The 18,010-nt window shown below is 40.3% G+C and carries 16 protein-coding genes; 11 read left to right on the top strand and 5 right to left on the bottom strand.

The annotated features are described in order from the left end of the window. Positions 1-31: 31 nt before the first annotated feature. From asrA to QR40_RS30275, 5 genes are all read left to right on the top strand, one after another. Positions 32-1,048 carry an anaerobic sulfite reductase subunit AsrA gene (gene asrA, locus QR40_RS23780; protein WP_044297066.1) on the top strand — a complete coding sequence of 339 codons (1,017 nt, stop codon included), beginning with the start codon at positions 32-34 and terminating at the stop codon, positions 1,046-1,048. Next, positions 1,041-1,829 (top strand): anaerobic sulfite reductase subunit AsrB, encoded by a 789-nt coding sequence (gene asrB / locus QR40_RS23775; RefSeq protein ID WP_044297109.1) that lies wholly within the window; start codon positions 1,041-1,043, stop codon positions 1,827-1,829. The genes asrA and asrB overlap by 8 nt, the downstream gene beginning before the upstream one ends. A 12-nt stretch (positions 1,830-1,841) precedes the next feature. Beyond that, positions 1,842-2,807, top strand: coding sequence for a sulfite reductase subunit C (gene asrC / locus QR40_RS23770; protein ID WP_044297065.1), 966 nt, complete (start codon positions 1,842-1,844; stop codon positions 2,805-2,807). A gap of 1,017 nt (positions 2,808-3,824) precedes the next feature. Beyond that, positions 3,825-4,406 carry a rhomboid family intramembrane serine protease gene (locus tag QR40_RS23760; protein ID WP_044297063.1) on the top strand — a complete coding sequence of 194 codons (582 nt, stop codon included), beginning with the start codon at positions 3,825-3,827 and terminating at the stop codon, positions 4,404-4,406. A gap of 239 nt (positions 4,407-4,645) precedes the next feature. Continuing rightward, positions 4,646-9,562, top strand: a complete 4,917-nt coding sequence (locus QR40_RS30275; RefSeq protein ID WP_052431031.1) for a family 43 glycosylhydrolase — start codon at positions 4,646-4,648, stop codon at positions 9,560-9,562. A gap of 78 nt (positions 9,563-9,640) precedes the next feature. On the opposite strand, the gene QR40_RS23750 is transcribed toward QR40_RS30275, so the two are convergent. Further along, on the bottom strand, positions 9,641-10,492 hold the full coding sequence (locus tag QR40_RS23750) for a YitT family protein (protein WP_027294724.1): 852 nt from the start codon (positions 10,490-10,492) through the stop codon (positions 9,641-9,643). An 80-nt stretch (positions 10,493-10,572) separates the two neighbouring features. Here QR40_RS23750 and QR40_RS23745 point away from each other — a divergent pair, with 80 nt between their 5' ends. Then, positions 10,573-10,899, top strand: a complete 327-nt coding sequence (locus tag QR40_RS23745; protein ID WP_044297061.1) for a glycoside hydrolase family 99-like domain-containing protein — start codon at positions 10,573-10,575, stop codon at positions 10,897-10,899. Positions 10,900-11,378: 479 nt separating this feature from the next. After that, positions 11,379-12,470 (top strand): hypothetical protein, encoded by a 1,092-nt coding sequence (locus QR40_RS23740; protein WP_044297060.1) that lies wholly within the window; start codon positions 11,379-11,381, stop codon positions 12,468-12,470. Positions 12,471-12,520: 50 nt separating this feature from the next. Here QR40_RS23740 and QR40_RS31935 read toward each other — a convergent pair whose 3' ends face one another. Beyond that, on the bottom strand, positions 12,521-12,676 hold the full coding sequence (locus QR40_RS31935; RefSeq protein ID WP_160295866.1) for a hypothetical protein: 156 nt from the start codon (positions 12,674-12,676) through the stop codon (positions 12,521-12,523). A 261-nt stretch (positions 12,677-12,937) separates the two neighbouring features. Between QR40_RS31935 and QR40_RS23735 the strand changes: the two genes are divergently transcribed. The 4 genes from QR40_RS23735 (at position 12,938) to QR40_RS23720 (ending at position 15,380) form a co-directional block, all read left to right on the top strand. Then, positions 12,938-13,303, top strand: coding sequence for a hypothetical protein (locus QR40_RS23735; protein WP_152614270.1), 366 nt, complete (start codon positions 12,938-12,940; stop codon positions 13,301-13,303). Beyond that, entirely contained in the window at positions 13,290-14,150 is an 861-nt protein-coding gene (locus tag QR40_RS23730) for a hypothetical protein (protein ID WP_044297058.1), read from the top strand. Before QR40_RS23735 ends, QR40_RS23730 begins: the two co-directional genes overlap by 14 nt. A gap of 1 nt (position 14,151) precedes the next feature. After that, a complete protein-coding gene (locus QR40_RS23725; RefSeq protein ID WP_044297057.1) occupies positions 14,152-14,820 on the top strand; it encodes an ABC transporter ATP-binding protein in 669 nt (222 codons plus the stop codon). Positions 14,821-15,002: 182 nt separating this feature from the next. Further along, positions 15,003-15,380, top strand: a complete 378-nt coding sequence (locus QR40_RS23720; protein ID WP_081999032.1) for a BlaI/MecI/CopY family transcriptional regulator — start codon at positions 15,003-15,005, stop codon at positions 15,378-15,380. A 106-nt stretch (positions 15,381-15,486) separates the two neighbouring features. On the opposite strand, the gene QR40_RS23715 is transcribed toward QR40_RS23720, so the two are convergent. From QR40_RS23715 to QR40_RS23705, 3 genes are read right to left on the bottom strand one after another with little or no spacing between them, the layout of a single operon-like run. Next, the gene (locus QR40_RS23715) at positions 15,487-16,284 is read right to left on the bottom strand and encodes an ABC transporter permease (RefSeq protein ID WP_027294718.1); all 798 of its coding nucleotides are present in this window, start codon (positions 16,282-16,284) and stop codon (positions 15,487-15,489) included. Then, positions 16,277-17,044, bottom strand: coding sequence for an ABC transporter ATP-binding protein (locus QR40_RS23710; RefSeq protein ID WP_027294717.1), 768 nt, complete (start codon positions 17,042-17,044; stop codon positions 16,277-16,279). The genes QR40_RS23715 and QR40_RS23710 overlap by 8 nt, the downstream gene beginning before the upstream one ends. 53 nt (positions 17,045-17,097) lie before the next feature. Continuing rightward, on the bottom strand, positions 17,098-17,742 hold the full coding sequence (locus tag QR40_RS23705) for a DUF3786 domain-containing protein (protein WP_027294716.1): 645 nt from the start codon (positions 17,740-17,742) through the stop codon (positions 17,098-17,100). Positions 17,743-18,010: the final 268 nt, after the last annotated feature.

Genomic DNA, 18,010 nt, shown 5'->3' with positions numbered 1-18,010 from the left:
GGTAATAAATATATAAGAAAGGAAAAAGACTATGGGAAATCTTTTAAAAAGAGAAGAAGCAGATCAGTTTTTGATCAGATTGTCAGAATCGTACGATGTTTATGCACCCATGGTATTCGAAGGAGAAGGCTGCTTTTCAGATACGGATGTAATCCGCTATGGTAAGATCAAATCCTTTAGCGATATCGTATGGGATAAGAAATCGGAGTACAGCTTTAAGGAGGTATTGCTGCCTGTTTCAGATACCATTCTTTATTTTACGGAGAAAGAAATGAAGGTCCCGGATCAGGATGAGAAGAAAAAAATCATTCTGTTACGTAGCTGTGATCTGCATGCATTAAAACGTCTGGATGAAATTTATCTGAAAAACGGAGTTGAGGATTATTATTATAAACGGATTCGGGAAAATACCCGGTTTGTTTTGATGGGATGTACCACTTCTTTTGACTCCTGTTTTTGCGTAAGTATGGGAACGAATCAGGCGGAAGGATATGATGCATATCTGAAAATGGATGAAGGACACGTATATCTGGATTGCAGGAATGAGGAACTGCAGTCTCAGCTAGAGGGTTTTGAAAGTAAACAAGAAGAGCGTACAATTGATTTCGTAACAGAAAATGAAGAAAAAATAGAAATCCCGGAAACTTTGCCAGCCGGAATCCAGGATGCAGAGTTTTGGAAAGAGTATGCGGGAAGATGTATCGGCTGCGGGCGCTGTAATTTCGTCTGTCCGACCTGTACCTGTTTTACCATGCAGGATGTGTTCTATAAGGACAATCCGAAAGCAGGCGAGAGGCGAAGAGTCTGGGGTTCCTGTCAGGTGGATGGATTTACGGACATGGCTGGAAACATCAGCTTCCGCAAAGACCAGGGCCAAAGGATGCGTTTCAAGGTGTTACATAAGGTATACGATTATAAAAAACGTTTTGGCTATCATATGTGCGTAGGCTGTGGACGCTGTGAGGATGTGTGTCCGGAATACATTTCTTATATTGCATGTATCCGCAAATTAGCAAAGGAAAAGGAAGGGGGAAATGAAAATGTGTAATGAATATATCCCTTTTTTATCAGAAATTAAAGAGGTAAAGAAGCATACAGAAATAGAATATACCTTTCGGATGGCTTATGTGGGAGATGTAAAACCGGGTCAGTTTTTTGAAGTGTCCATCCCTAAATTCGGAGAAGCGCCGATTTCCGTCAGCGGCATTGGAGAGGACTATGTAGATCTGACAATTCGTAAAGTAGGGAAAGTGACCAATGAGATTTTTGAAAATCAGGTTGGGCAGAGTCTGTTTATGCGCGGTCCCTATGGAAACGGTTTTGAACTGGAAGATTACAAGGGGAAAGATTTGATTATTGTTGCCGGAGGAACCGGAGTATCCCCGGTAAAAGGTGTCATTGATTACTTTGGAGATCATATTGGTGAAACGAAAGGTATGAGCGTGATTGCCGGTTTTAAGGGACCAAAGGATATTCTGTTTAAGGACAGTATCAAACGCTGGGAAAATCAGATGAATCTTACGATCACGGTAGATAAAGCAGATGAGCCCGGTTATAAAGAGGGGATGGTTACCGCCTATATTCCGGATCTTGAAATCCGTGATTTGGATCAGGCTGCTGCAATCGTAGTAGGTCCTCCTATTATGATGAAATTTACCGTAATGGAATTGCAGAAGCGCGGTATAAAAGAAGAACAGATCTGGATTTCCCAGGAACGTAAAATGTGCTGCGGAATTGGCAAATGCGGTCATTGCAAAATGGACGATACCTATATCTGTCTGGATGGTCCGGTATTTAACTATACCAAAGGCAAAAATTTATTTGACTAAGGAGGTGTCAGAATGGATATTAATACAAAAAAGATAAAGAAAAATGCTTACCGTATCTCTAAGGAACGGGGTATCACCGCATCCAGAGTGCGAGTTCCGGGCGGAAAATGCAATGCAGAAGTCTTAGGCATGGTAAAGGAGATCGCTGATAAATACGGCAATGGAAATGTGCATTTGACAACCAGACAGGGCTTTGAAATAGAAGGAATTTCATTAGATGATATTGATAAAGTAAATGAAATGCTCCAACCGATTATCGAAAACCTTGGAACCAACCAGATCAATCCCAATACCGGATACCCATCTTCCGGAACGAGAAATGTATCTGCATGTATCGGAAACCGTGTCTGTCCTTTCGGTAATTATAATACAGCTGAATTTGCCAGAAGAATAGAGGATGCAATTTTTCCGAATGACCTGCACTTTAAAATTGCCCTCACCGGATGTGCCAACGACTGCATCAAAGCAAGAATGCATGATTTCGGAATTATCGGGATGACACTTCCGCAGTATGATCCAACCAGATGTGTTACCTGCGGAGCATGTGTCAAAGGATGTGATAAGCTTTCGGTAAAGGCACTTTCAAAAGAAAATGAAAAGGTCGTAAGAAATGAAGAAAAATGCGTAGGATGCGGCGTCTGTGTTACAAAATGTCCAACCCGTGCATTTACCAGGAGTAAACAAAAGTATTACCGTCTGACAATCATGGGCCGTACCGGAAAGAGAAATCCCAGACTGGGAGAAGACTTTATGGTCTGGGTGGATGAAGATACAATTATCAAGGTTATTTTAAACACCTATAAATTTGTGGAAAAATACATTGACCGCAATGCACCGGGCGGTAAAGAACATGTGGGATATATCATTGACCGCGTGGGATTTACGGAGTTTAAAAAGTGGGCATTAGAAGGCGTAGAGCTGCTGCCGGAAACGATTGTAAAAGAGCATGTTTACTGGAGCGGGATTCATTATTGCTAGAGCGAATGAATTCAGCTTAAATATGGGTTTAGCTGATTAAGGGACGCTTTGTAGATGGAGATGGTGCAACAGAAAGATGGGTGTGGGAAACTGGCATGGGCTCCGTCAGCTGGCCGCAGAACTGGTATTTTCTAACCTTTCCGAAGCGCTTTTTGACGGCACGCGGGCATTCACCGAGAAATCCTGATGTATTTCTCGGTTCAGTGCCCGCTTAGTATCCGATGGGAGCCAGTCGAATACTATCCGCCAAAAAACACTTCGGAAAGGTAAGTAAATACTCAGCTCTGCTCTACGCTTCCTCCGCCCATACCAGTTTCCCACACCCATCTTTCCGAGATAGCATTCGTTGATACAAAGCTGGTTTTCTCAGCCTGGTGGAGCCCCTAGGGCTGTGACGGGCTGTTTGTTTTAGGATGCAGCAGAGTGTGTTTCTGCAGTGCAGTGTGAAATGTGTGAAATAAGATTAAAGTATACTTGTGTTCCTGTTCATAGACCTAACTGGCTTTAGTGCTGTAACCAAAAATATATGTAGTAGAATGAAGAAACAAGCTGTAGTGAGAAGATCAGCTGCTTTATGTATTTTATATGTTCTATGCCAATAGCGTTCAGCATGCCACAACCCCGGGGTCCCGCCGTGCTGAGAAAACCAGCTTTGTGGCGACAAACTGGATCTCGGAAAGAGAAGGGGGCGGATCATGGCAGGTGTTTGGAAGGCGTATAGCAGATCTGAGCATTTACTTACCTTGCCGGAGTGTTTTTTGGCGGATAGTATTCGACTGGCTCCCATCGGATACTAAGCGGGCACTGAGCTGCGAAATGCATCAGGATTTCGGAGCGAATGCCCGCGTGCCGCCAAAAAACGCTCCGGGAAGGTTAGAAAATGCCAGTTCTGCGGTAAGCCTTCCAAACGCCTGCCATGGTCCGCCCCCTTCTCTTTCCGCGCACTACATCTATCTACAAAGCGTCTTACTCAGCAAAACCCCAATTTATCCCCATATCCAGAAAGGAGAGTAACAATTGAACAGTCTAAAGAAGATAAAATATAATTCGCCTGTTATTTTAACATTCACGATTATTTCATTTGCCGCGTTATTACTCAATTATATTACCGGAGGCTGGACGAACCGCATGTTCTTTTCGGTATATCGGTCTTCCATGGCAAGTCCTATGTACTATATCAGGCTGATTGGGCATGTATTTGGCCATAGCGGATGGGAACATTTTAGTGGAAATATAATTACCCTGTTGTTAATCGGTCCTTTGCTGGAAGAAAAATATGGCAGTATGAATATCGGTATTCTTCTGATCGTTACGGCTGTTCTGACGGGGATTGTTAATATTCTGTTTTTCCCAGGTACGGCATTACTGGGAGCCAGCGGGATTGTATTTGCGCTGATTATGCTTACCTCTTTGAGCAGCATGAGGGGTGAGGGTATTCCATTAACTTTTTTAATTGTAGCAATTTTTTACTTCGGAGGTCAGTTGTATGAAGGACTGTTTATTAAAAATAATATTGCCAATTTAACGCATATTTTAGGAGGCATATTGGGTTGCGTATTTGGGTTTGTGTTCAAACCGCAGATTAGTTATCGAAAATAAAGTTTAGCGATAAAATTTTGTAATAGTATATGTAGTATTCCCTGGTGCGCGGAAAGAAAATATAAGACTGGAACCTCAGATAACAATTGTTTATCAAAGGGACAGTCTTTTTTTGCGGAATTTCATCCGATGCTAAAAAATTATACATTCACCTCCCTTTTTTATAAAGACATAAATAAAGACATATAGTAAAGTCTATTTATAAGTAAACCCGCGTAAATGAAGGAAGGAGTACAGGAATGAAGAGTCGAATGAGAAAGATGAATCAAGTGATTGCAGCGGTAATGGTGTCCGCGTTAGTGATGTCCAATATGGGCAGCTATACGGTACTGGCAGCGCCGGACATGCAGGGGGTAGAAGCAGAGCGTCCGGTTTTAGAAGGCACCGGAGAGGTAATCTTCGAAGAGGATTTTACCAATGCAGATAACTGGAGTACTTACAGTGGATGGGATTCTGGCACATGGTCAGTAAATGACCATACCTACACCGTTACAGAAGGCAGGGGAGACAAGGCGCTGGTGAAGGATCAGAACTTCAGCGATTTTGTTTACGATGCCGATGTAACCGTGAATAACCAGCAGACAAATCTGGATGACAAGAGCAGTGCCCAGGCAGGTGTGCTGTTTCGCGTAACAAACCCAATCGATAATCATGGGGACGGATACAATGGCTATTATTTTTGCATCGATGCCCATAACGGAAGAGTAATGCTTGGTAAAGTATCCGGGACGAAATGGACGGAAATAGCAGCGAAAGAGACCACCATTGAATATGGAAAAACCTATCATGTAACGGTTGCCGTTTCCGGAAACCATATTGTATGTTATATCGATTATGACGGAGAACACTATGCAAAACTGGATGTTACGGACAGCGACCATGGGGAAGGTACCATAGGATTTCGTAACTGGCTTTCCAGTGCATCTTTTGAGAATGTAAAGATTTCTGAATATACGGAACCGGAATTAGCAGGAGAGACTTACCAGAATCCACTGCTGGATAATTGTGCGGATCCGGATGTGTTATATTATAATGGAACCTATTATCTCTATCCAACAAACGCAGGGGCGGATGAAAACGGGATTAAAGTTTATACTTCTACGGATTTAGTGAACTGGACCGATAAGGGCTGGGCGCTGGAGAAGGATAATGTCTGGGGAAATACGCATTTCTGGGCACCGGATGTCATTGAGCGGGACGGCACTTTCTATATGTACTATACCGCAGAGGAACACCTTGGTGTAGCAACCAGCAAGTCTCCCCTGGGACCATTTACCCAGGAGAACCAGGTACCGATGCATACCGATATTAAGGAAATTGACGCCCATGCTTATATGGACGATGACGGACAGTATTACTTGTATTTTGTACGTTTTGACAATGGGAACCTCATATATGGTGCAAAATTAAATGATGATATGAAGACCATTGATGAATCCACATTAAAATGTATCCTGGTTCCCGAAGACGGCTGGGAAACATCCATGGGAAGAATAAACGAAGGTCCGTTTATGCTGAAAAAGGATGGCATTTACTATCTTACCTACTCCGGTGCCCATTTCCAAAGCCCGGGCTATGGATCCGGATATGCTGTCAGCAGTAATCCGCTGGGAGATTATACAAAGTACGAAAATAATCCAATTATGCAGTCAAACAGTCTTGCACATGGTACGGGACATCATGGGATAGTAGAGTCACCGGATGGCAAAGAGTTATTTATGGTGTACCATTGCCATAACAGCCTGGAAGCGGCAGATCCGAGAAAATTCTGTATCGACAGAATACAATTTACCCGGGATCAGGCAGGTGAAACAATCTTAGAAGTGAAAGGCCCTACCGTAACCAAACAACACGTTCCTTCCGGTGCGGTAAACGTGAATAACCTCATTTCCTTTACAAAACCGGATAACCTGAATATTACTGTTGAAGAGGGCAGTGCCCCGGATACATGGCAGCTGCCGGACAGCGTGAAAGGCTTAGTGACATCAAAAAGTGAGCCGGGCGTAACCTATACAGCTGAGATCCAGTGGGAGGAACCTTCCTATGAATCAGAAAACAATGGCAGCCAGGCAGTTATACAAGGGCATATCCTGCTGCCCGAAGGAATTGAAAACCTGGGAAATCTGAATCTGGATCTGGAAGCTGTGGTGAAGTTCACTTCCCAGCCGGTGGCAGAAAAAGAAGTCGTAAAAATGGAAGCTGAAAATGCGGTCATTACAGCACCTGCAAAAATAACGGAAAGAGGAGATGCTTCCGGCAAGAAGAAAGTAGGTATGATCGATAATGGCAATGCAACAGTAACCTTTGAGGTAAATGCAAAGACAGCCGGAACCTACCGGATTGATGTAGCTGCGGGCAGCGGTACGGATCAGCTAAACGCGTCCCATAAGTATTACATTAACGGGGATCAGGAAAATGCAGGAATTGTTAAATATCAGCCGTACGGATGGGATAACTGGAGACTCTATGCAATCGAAGCAGAACTGAATGCAGGAAAAAATACCATAACGTTCACGCATTCCGGGGAAACAAACAGTTTTAGCGAATTGGATTATATCCTTTTCTATACAAGCAATCCTTCCATTGAGCAGATCAAACTAGATGGTAAAGATTTAGAGAATTACCAAAAAGATACACTGGAGTATGATGTGGATGTGGAAAGCCTGGACAATCTTCCGGAAGTAACAGCCGTATTAGGTGAGAAAGTGAGTGAAACATTTGATCTGACGATTACTCAGCCTACCAGAAAAAACCCGGTAAGTGAGATTACCCTTACGGGAAAGACAGATAAAACTTATCCTTTGACCTATACTCTGCATTTTTATGATCAGGATGCATTTACAAATCCAATCGTAAACTATGGGGCAGATCCATATGTTACCTATCAGGACGGTTATTATTACTACGTTAGGGTAAGTCAGGACAAAGCAATCTATGTTTCCAGAGCACCGGAATTAAACCGCATTGCAGCCACACAGCCGGTGGAAGTTTATCATCCCACAGGAACAGAACCATCGAGTGATTTATGGGCTCCGGAAATTCATTTTATCAATGGAAAATGGTACATCTATTATACTGCCGGAAAAGATGCTGACCACAGAATGTATGTGCTGGAAAGCAAAACAGATAATGCAATGGGCGCATATGAATTTAAAGGAAAGCTATCCCCGGATACAGACAGATGGGCTATTGACCAGACTGTTTTAGAGTACAATGGCAAACTATACGCAGTATGGTCCGGCTGGGAAGGAATGGTAAATGAAGAACAGCGGATTTATATTGCCGAAATGACAGATCCCTGCACCATTTCCGGGGAAAGGGTAATGCTTTCCAAGCCGGAATACAATTGGGAGCTGGATGGATTCCCAAGGATTAATGAAGGACCGCAGGTACTCGTTTCACCGGATGGTATTACCAGTATTATTTTCTCGGCAAGCGGTAGCTGGACGGATAATTACTGCCTGGGAAGACTGACCCTGAAAAAAGGCGGCGACCCGATGAATGCAAAAGACTGGGAAAAAGGAACAGAAGCAGTCTTTCAAAAAAATGCACCAAGTACTTATTCTACCGGACATGCCTGCTTTACCGTATCACCGGACGGAACAGAAAATTATATGGTATATCATGCGACAAAAGGTTCCGGACAGAACTGGAACGGACGCGGTGTCCGCACACAAAAATTCACCTGGAATGAAGATGGAACACCTGATTTTGGAAAAGCAATCGCCTACGATGGAAAAGTAAACCGTCCTTCCGGAACACCGGTTATCCGGCGTGACCGTTATGAAGCAGAAGAGGGCGCATTAAGCGGCGGAGCAGTGATCTGTGATACCTATAATTCTTCAGGCGGACAGAAGATCGCCAATTTAACAAAAGAAAACAGCGGTACCACAATTCAGGTTCAGGCAGAAAAAGCCGGCGATTACAGACTTTATGTTGGCGCTGCTACCAAAAGTGATAAGGCTGGAATGGAAGTAAAAGTAAATAATGGAGAGGCGTCTACTTGTAAAGCAATTCCATTTAATGCGGCAGACGCAGAAGGAATATGTCCGGATAACTGGACCGGTTATGAATTCAATGCAGAATTACATGCAGGTACCAATACCGTTTATATCGGCAAAACCAAAAGTCTGGAAGGGGTAGAGCTTGATTATCTGGATGTTGAATTGATCAGTGAGAAGATCCCGCCAGTAATTGTTGATAAATCAAAACTGCAAGGTATATATGATGTAAATAAAGATAAGAAGCAGTCAGATTATCAGGAAACCGGATGGGTAGCATTTGTACAGGAATTAAATAAAGCCAAAGAAATATTAGGCAATAAAGAAGCAACCCAGGAACAGGTGGATGCAGCAAAAACAGCATTAGAAACAGCGGCATCAAAACTGATTAAAAAAGTCCCTGTACCGGAAAAAGTAATGGTCAGCCAGCTGCGGTTTAATCATACAAAGCTTGGCATGAAAAAGGGAAGTACGGCTGCTTTGACAGTCAGTGTGCTGCCTGTGAATGCTTCCAATAAAAATGTGGTCTGGAGCTCCAGCAATCCAAAAGCGGCTGTAGTTAACAGCAATGGGCAGGTAACCGCAGTAAGCGGCGGAACGGCTGTAATCAAAGCTATTGCGGCAGACGGATCAAAATGCGAGGCAAGCTGTACGGTAACGGTAAATTACGAAGTGAAGTATTACTTAAATGGCGGAAAAAATGCAAAACAAAACCTGGCGAGTTATGATGGATCAAAAATAACTTTAAAGGCACCGCAAAAAGCCAGATATGCATTTAAGGGATGGTATAAAGACCGCAGGTTCAAGACAAAAGTGAAATACATCAGCAGCGGTGACTATACCCTGTATGCAAAATGGGAAAAAGTGAAAGTAAGCAAGCCGGCTGTCAAGACCTTGTCAGCGAAGAAAAAAGCATTTACCGTGAAGCTGAAGAAGAAAATCAGCGGAGCAAAAGGATACCAGATTGCCTATAGCACGGACAAGATGTTTAAAAAAGGTGTCAAGTATATAACTACTGGAAAAACGACAAAGTCTGTTACAAAATTGAAATCTAAAAAGACTTATTACGTTAAGGTAAGAGCTTATAAATTGGATTCCAGGGGTAAGAAGGTATATGGAAATTATAGTGCGTCAAAAGTAATTAAAGTGAGATAATAAGGACGAAACTGACAGGCAACATGTTTAAAAGACGGGGTATGTGAAAACATATCCCGTCTTTGGTGGTTTGTGGCTCTATTTATGTTTCGGATTCCATTCCCCGATCACTTCGTTAATGGTTCCCACAGTAACAAATGCTTTTACATCAATTTCACTGAGATATTCTAATAACTTAGCATATTCATTTCTGGAAAGTATGGTCTGCAGTTCCATTTTTTCTTCTTTGTTAAACCCACCGTAAGCAGGATAAAGAGTAACGCCCCGTTTGATCTCTTTTACGATGAACTCCTGGATTTCCAGGTATTTATCAGAAAGGATACAGACTCTCTTTTTCCGGTTAAAGCCGTCTATAAAGTAGTCAATTACAATGCCATTGGCATAGGTAGCTAAAATACTCATAACAACGGATTTGGTGTCGTAGACAAAGATGGAACTCACAGCTACACACATGCCGGTAAGAGTCATTGCCTTACCCATCTCAATATGTGTAATTTTATTCAGCAGTTTGGCAGCAATATCCAGTCCTCCGGAGGAGGCGTTTACATGAAACAACATGGCAAGTCCTACACTGACAAGCAAAATGTAACAGAGCGTATCGATGAGGATATCTCCGGTTAAGGATTTTACATTGGGGAAGAACAATTCAAATAAGAATAAAAATACCGGCAGCAGTGCGGAAGTATAGACCGTCTTTGCACCGAATTCTTTTCCGATAAATATAAATCCAATGACCAGGAGTACCGCATTTAAACAAAACGTCATAACTGATATGGAAAACGGCAGGAAATTAGAAAGTACAATGACAAGTCCGGACAGGCTTCCTACGATTACCTTGCTTGGAATCATAAAGAAGTATACAGAAATGGCAATCAGCAGGGTGCCAAATGTGATTGCCGAATATTCTTTTAGTATTTTATTTGTTTTCATCTCAAAATCCCTCTTATCCTTTATTTGTTTGCTATATATCATCATAAAAGATATCAGGAGAAAAAGCAATCTACTTTTTTATGAAAATAGAAGATCATATTTTTATACTAATTATATTTATAAAAGTTCTTTCTAAAACCTGGGATTCCACACCGAGAACCGTGCAGACAGACCGGTTTGACAGTATCGGCTATCCATATTATCCGGTGTATATGGATAATACCCCTATGGAATTTGAAAAAGCGCTGTATGATGCGAAAGAATTCCTGGATAAATCAGAAATAAGCTTCAATATTTGTACGATAAATGCATGGAATGAGTGGACGGAAGGAAGCTACCTGGAACCGGATACGGTAAATGGAATGGCTTATCTGGATGCCATTAAGAAGGTTTTTGGTGATAAATAAATGTATGTATATATCCCTCCTCGATTACGAGGGGGGGATTTTTTCTATAAGTTTTATTTTTGAGGATTAAGTCATTCATCTGTCCGTCATTTACAATGAATTATATTGAGTAAACTTTTGCTGATTGGTCAAAAAATATTAAGCATTTATATTGACATTAGTCGTTAATTTTAATATAATTATATTATTATTAGACATGAGTTCTCGCTATATCAATGCCTGGGCTACTAATTTAGACGGTTCTAAGATTAGCAATTATCTGACTTTAAAAACGAAAGGTGCAACTACAAGCGCATCATATACATCTCCTCTTTATAAGGGTGGTGTTTACTTAAAGGGCACACCTAGCCAAGTAGGCGCGGCTGCAAGTGGGACATGGTATTCCTGAAATTAGTGGTTGGAAGATATTATGCAGCAACTGATAGATTTGATAGAAAGCTGCATAATATCTTTCATTGTAAAAAATAAGAGGGTTTAATGTGAAAATTATAAATAAAAGTATGATACTGAGTATCATGACGATTGGTCTTATTTTATGTGGCTGTAACAGTCAATCCGAAAACATAGATAAAACCAGTTTGATGAAGCTGGACATAGAAGAAAGTCCGGAAGAAAATCTGGAAATCAATCTGCATGTGGATTATTCTGAGTGGGAAAAAGGTGAAATTCATACCTTAAAGATAAAACCATACAAAGGTGACGACAAACAATGGGTTACAGATTTTGCTAATGCATATTTCTCTTCAAATAGCATGGACAAACCGGTTGTAGATCAGGAAAATGAAAAGTCAATGTATATTTCTGGAGATGATCATTTTTTTATGGTATCTCCGGAAATAGTCTGGTTTTATAAACACAAAGTTCTTGCAGATAGTGCTTCTTTTTTTTATCGTGAGCCAGGAATTGAAGAGTTTTTTATAAAGGATATAGACCAATATTATCAAAAACAGGATCTGGATTTTATGACTTATGATTCAGCAAGATCGTTGAGTGATAAATTTATGTTTGATGTTGGATATGAGTATAAGAAGGAAGGGGTCCGGGGTTATGCATTAAAAGCAGATCAATTAAATAAATATCGAAAAGATCATCAAGAAGAATTTGACGGCCTTACTTCTCTGATGGAAGATAAGAAAGGAGTTATAGAGGAGTGGTCATCGGAGAACGAGTTCTATCTGTTTTATTATCCTTGCTCAATTAATGGCTTAACGATTATGCCCAGTCAGACATTTGCATTTACATGGGCGTATACTGTGATCAATAGAGACGGGATTGAGTCAGGACACGCAGGACCGGTATTTCAGATAACAGATTCAGAAGAAAGAACGATGATCACAGCACAGGAAGCCTTAGATAAGATCCAGGCAATGTATCAATCTACCATTATTACACAGAAGATACAAATATATGATCTGCAACTACAGTATTCAATCACGAAATACGATAAAGAATCCGGCAGTTATCAATGTTCTCCGGTATGGAAGTTTTTTGTCAGGATGGAGAGTGGAGAAGGGGAAATGGTCCATTCAACCGTAACTTATAATGCAGAAACTGGTGAGCGGATGGGCTGATTCAGGAAAGTGGTGTGCATAATATGTTAAAAAATATGATTCACTATGATTTATACAGATGTATCGGTAATTGGAAGTTTTGGCTGATGATCCCTTTGATTTCTGTCATCTGTTTTTTTAGCAATGGGATTGTTCTGGAAGAACTCTTTACGAATAATCTGTCCGGAGTGGATGATATCATAGGTATTTATAATTTCGTCATTCATTTCGACCGTTTTCGTATCCTCTTACTAATTGTATTGGCGGCTTTGTATACGAACAGTACTTGCGTCGATATGAATCAAAATTATCTAAATGTGTTATTGACCAGAGTTCGACTTAAAACATATGTGATATCGCGGATCGTGGTAAATGCATCAGCGATATTGTTTATGTATTCATTAGGAGTCGTATTATACATGCTGATTCTGCATATATGGTATCCGTTAGTAAATGTAGAAAACACGATAATATCAAGAGAAATGTATATGGCATTTGAAACATTGCCTCCTGAAGAGCATCCTATTTTGCTAATTGCATTACTATCATTTTTGCTTGTTCTTTCAATTATACTTCTATGTAATATAAGCTTTGCCGTTTCTGTGTTTTTATCAGATACTTATGTAGCAGTCGCTGCACCAGCTATTATTTATTTTCTGTTAGGCTGTCTGACTTATTTTTTGCCAGAGGTTCTGTACTTTCCCGCATACAGTAACAGTGCGGCAATATTTCCGCTGGGGGCATGGGGAAATTATCTGGTCAAAGTTTTGATTAATATAATCGCTATCCTGATCACAGGATTTATTTTTTACAGATGTTTGAGAAAGAAGTGGTATCAAAATGAAAGATTTTAAAAAATCCTGGCAGTATTGCAAATATCGGTGTTTAAAGTGGAAAGAAGACCGGAAGCTGCAAGTGATGTTAGTACTGTTGTGTATTTTGATATTTGAATACACGGGAGGAATCCGGGAAATGACCAGAATGACGGGTGTACCAACAACTCCTTTTTTTCTGCCGTTCTTCCTAAGTGATTATGTCATAGCTATGGGACTGATAAAAATCTATATTCTTTTGACACTAATCATAATTATCTGCGATGTACACAATATGAACCAGGAAAAATATTATTATATTATCCGGACTGGTAGGAAGAACTGGCTCAGGGGAGATATATATTATATCGGACTTACATCTATTCTATATACGTTTATAATCTTATTGTGCAGTATCTTATTTTTCATCCCCAGAATAGAATTTAAAAACAGTTGGGGGAAGATCATAGGAACGCTGGCTTACACAGATGCCGGACAGAAATTCGCCGAGTTGTTTATCATCCCCAGCAAGATATTGGAATCGTATGAGCCTGTACCTGCAATGCTGGTCACATTATTACTGATGCTATTGGGCTTCTTTTTTTTAAGCATGCTCATATATACGTTAAATACAATAACGAAGACTAAGATAGCAGGTATATGCTGTGCAGGGGCACTTGTTTTATTGTGTCCCTTGATAAGTAATATTGGACACCCAATGCTGTTTTGGTTTTCACCAATGTCATGGATGAGCATTGGCAGCCTGGCATCGGTACGAGGTGAAGGATTTCCGACCTTTTTATATGGTACTTTTATGTACCTGATATTGACAGGAATATTACTTTTCATTTTACGCAGTGCGAATAAAAAAGTACAGATAGGAGAATGAGATGGCAGAAGCAATTGTTACGATCGAGAATGTAAGCAAAAGTTTTGGAAATCAGAAAGTACTTACAGATATTTCATTTTCCATGGAAAAAGGAAAAATATATGGTCTGATTGGAAGAAATGGATCTGGCAAGACTGTATTAATGAAATGCATTTGTGGTTTTTTAACACCTTCTGTTGGAGAAATTCGCATTTATGGACAGAAGACAACAGAAAAAGAAGCATATATGGAAAAAATGGGGATAATAATCGAAACACCTGGATTTCTTCCTGGATACTCAGCCTGCAAAAACCTTAAAATGCTTGCCATGATCAGGAATAACATATCAAATAGTCAGATAAGGGATGCCCTTATATCTGTTGGTCTGGATCCTGATTCTCCAAAAAAAGTAGGAAAATTTTCAATGGGGATGAGACAGCGGCTGGGGATTGCTCAGGCAATTATGGAGAATCCTGAGATCCTGCTTTTGGATGAACCGATGAATGGATTAGATAACCATGGTGTAGCTGATATGAGAAAACTGTTCCTTGAAATGAGAAACCAGGGGAAGGTTATTTTATTAGCCAGTCATAATAAAGAAGATATAGAGTATCTCTGTGATGATGTTTATACAATGGATGGAGGAATCATATCAAAAATATCTTCAACTGCTGGTATATATTCTATATAAACAAGAAGAAAACACTTTCTTTGTATTAATGTATATTACAATTCTACAATAACCTATGCGAACTTCCGCTTCAAAAATATTGACAAGAATTGTACACAATATTATAATTCATTTATATTGATATGAATGAATTATATAAGTTAAACAAAATAAAAATATGAATTGATGTTTGAAAGAGGTATATGATGGAACTTACTAAAAATGAAGTGGAAATTATGGAAGTTCTTTGGGAGGCAGGAAGACCTTTGACGGGTGTGGAAATTGTAAATAAATCGGTTAACAAATCGTGGAAAAGTAAATCTATTCATATTCTCATTAATAGCCTTCTCAAAAAAGAAGCTATACGAGAGGCTGGATTTATAAGGGCCGGTAAAGCATTTGCCCGTACCTTTGAGCCCACGGAAACTGGTGAAGCATATTATGCAGGTGTGTTAGCAGAAATTGCAAGTAAGACAAGTGTGGAGAGTTTATTTTCAGCACTTTTTAAAAGCAAAGACATCACGGTAGATACAATAAGGGAACTGGAGGATATGATAAACAAGAAAAAACAGGAGTTATGAAATGTGGATTAGTAAGATAAGTACTTACTCTTTAGTTAGCGCAATAATTTTTTTGTGATATTGTAATATGTATCCCTCCTCATATCCGAGGGGGGTTATATATTTTCTATAAGTTTTTCAAATAAGACTTCTCTACAAAGTTAATAATCTTATAAAGTCCCATGGCGATAATGCAAAGTATAACAATGCTCATAATAACCCAATCCAACTTAAAAACCTGACTGCCATATATAATCAGGTAGCCAAGTCCCTGCTTGGAACCTATAAATTCGCCGATTACCACACCAACCAGGGCAAGACCGATATTTACCTTCATGACACTGATAATGGTAGGAATGGTGCTTGGAAGAACGACACGCAGCAGGACGTCTTTTTTCGTGCCCTGCAGAGTGTAAATCAATTTTATTTTATCCGGAGATACTTCTTTAAATCCGGTATATAGATTTAATATTGTACCGAAGATCGCTACCGAAATTCCGGCTACAATAATTGTTTTCATATTTGCACCCAGCCATACGATTAAAAGTGGAGCCAGCGCTGATTTTGGAAGGCTGTTTAAAACGACCAGGTAGGGTTCTAATATTTCAGAAAGTTTTTTGCTGAGCCATAACAGTACGGCAGTTGCGATTCCCAGCAGAACTACTAAAGCGAAGCTGATCAGTGTTTCTGCTAGCGTAACGCCAACATGGAGGAAGATGGATTTATCCTGAACCATGGAAATAAAGGTATTTAATACCCGTGAGGGGCTGCTGAAAATAAAGCTGTCGATGATGCCAAGTCTTGCAGTGATTTCCCAAAGCGCAATAAACAGTACTAAAATAAGAATCCGCATGATTGTTACCATGCGTTTATGGTGAAGCCGCTGTTTTAAATATTCTTTTTGATTGACAGAAGCGTTATTCATTTACATTCAGCTCCTTCCAGATTTGATTGAAATAATCTTTGAATTCAGGAGCGTTTCGGGATTTCATTGGAGTACGGTCTTCGATACTCATATGAACCGGTATAATGCTTTTGATTTTTGCCGGCCGTTTGGTAAGAACGATAATGCGGTCTGCAACGCTGATTGCTTCCGACAGGTCGTGGGTAACCAGAATAGCGGTTTTGTGGGCTTTCTTTAGAATAGAAGAAATATCATCACATACGGATAGGCGTGTCTGATAATCAAGAGCAGAAAAAGGTTCATCTAAAAGCAGAAGTTCCGGCTGCAGTGCCAGTGTACGAATCAGTGCTGCACGCTGACGCATTCCGCCGGATAGTTCGGAAGGCTTTTTATCCTTAAATTTGTATAATCCATAATCTTTCAGCATCTGGTCAACCATTGCTTTACTTTCATCTGTAATTTTTTTCTGAATCTCCAGACCCAGGAGAACATTGCGGTAAATTGTACGCCATTCAAACAAATGGTCTTTTTGGAGCATATAGCCTATATTCGTATGAGCTTCTTTTACATCTTTCCCATTTAGGAGAATGGAACCGGATTCAGGCTTTAAGAGTCCGCTGATTAAGGAAAGCAGAGTAGATTTGCCGCAACCGCTGGGACCGACAATAGCGATGAATTCGCCGTCATTCACCTGAAAGGAGATATCAGATAAAGCATAAGTTTCTCCGCTTACACTATGATAGGAAAAGTTCACGTCTTTTAGTTCTAATAAGGTCTGCATTTCGTACCTCCTATATTGTTATATCATAGTGTATGAAAATGACGCCGAAATGTTCAAGAATTCAGAGTAAGAGAAGCTTCAATCAATTGTTTTGCACCATAAGAACCCAGGACAGGAACATCTTCTGGATGGGTACAGTCTGTAATGCCTTTATCAAAAAGCACATTGATATTCATGGGGAACTCATCATCACCCTCCCAGAGAATATAGGTAATGGCAATCAGGGGAAACAGCTGCAGGCGTACCGACGCATCCCCATAAGTGCAGATAGTACCGTGAAGTGCTTTCCCGGCCTGTATAAACCGGTCTGTATGCCCTTCAAATGCTTTCTTCAGGGGCGGAATTGTCTCGCGAATAAAAGCAGCCTCAAAGTGGCTGACACCGCGGATGGAATGAAAGGGAATTTCCTCTCCGGTAACTGCAGCAGTATCTTTGGCATAAATCAGATAGTGGATCAGCAGCAAACGGGTATGCACCGGAATTTCCAGATCCGGACAAGCCTGGTCAAAGATGCTTCCGTCCGAGATACTGACCATATAGCATTTATCCAGAACCGGCAGCAGCAGGTATTGTCCATCCCCGGAAAATGCAAGCCCGGTTCTAAGTGCAAGTTTCTTAAAATCCATGTGCAGGAAAATCTGACGGTCATGTTCAAAGACCAGTTCATAGTTGTCAGTATTTTTTTGTTTTATTTCCATAAATAGTTCTCCTTAATTAAATATTTAATGTAGGTAAAAAGGTAGTATTCTTGTATTTTAGTTTAGCATAAGAAGAGATACGTGTATAGACTTTTACATCCAAATCAGGATAAAGTTACGATAAGTTCTCCCCAAAACCTCCCCACATTTCTTGCCCTTTATCCCATTTAATGATATAATTGCCAAATCAATAAACCAGAAAATGATAATTGGTGTTCCTCATACTACCAAAACCATATTAGAGCCTGTTTAAAATATCACTAAACCA

The organism is Robinsoniella peoriensis, assembly GCF_000797495.1.
GTDB lineage: Bacteria > Bacillota > Clostridia > Lachnospirales > Lachnospiraceae > Robinsoniella > Robinsoniella peoriensis.
Note: the sequence above shows the minus strand (reverse complement) of the source record. Positions and strands in the feature narration are given on the sequence as shown.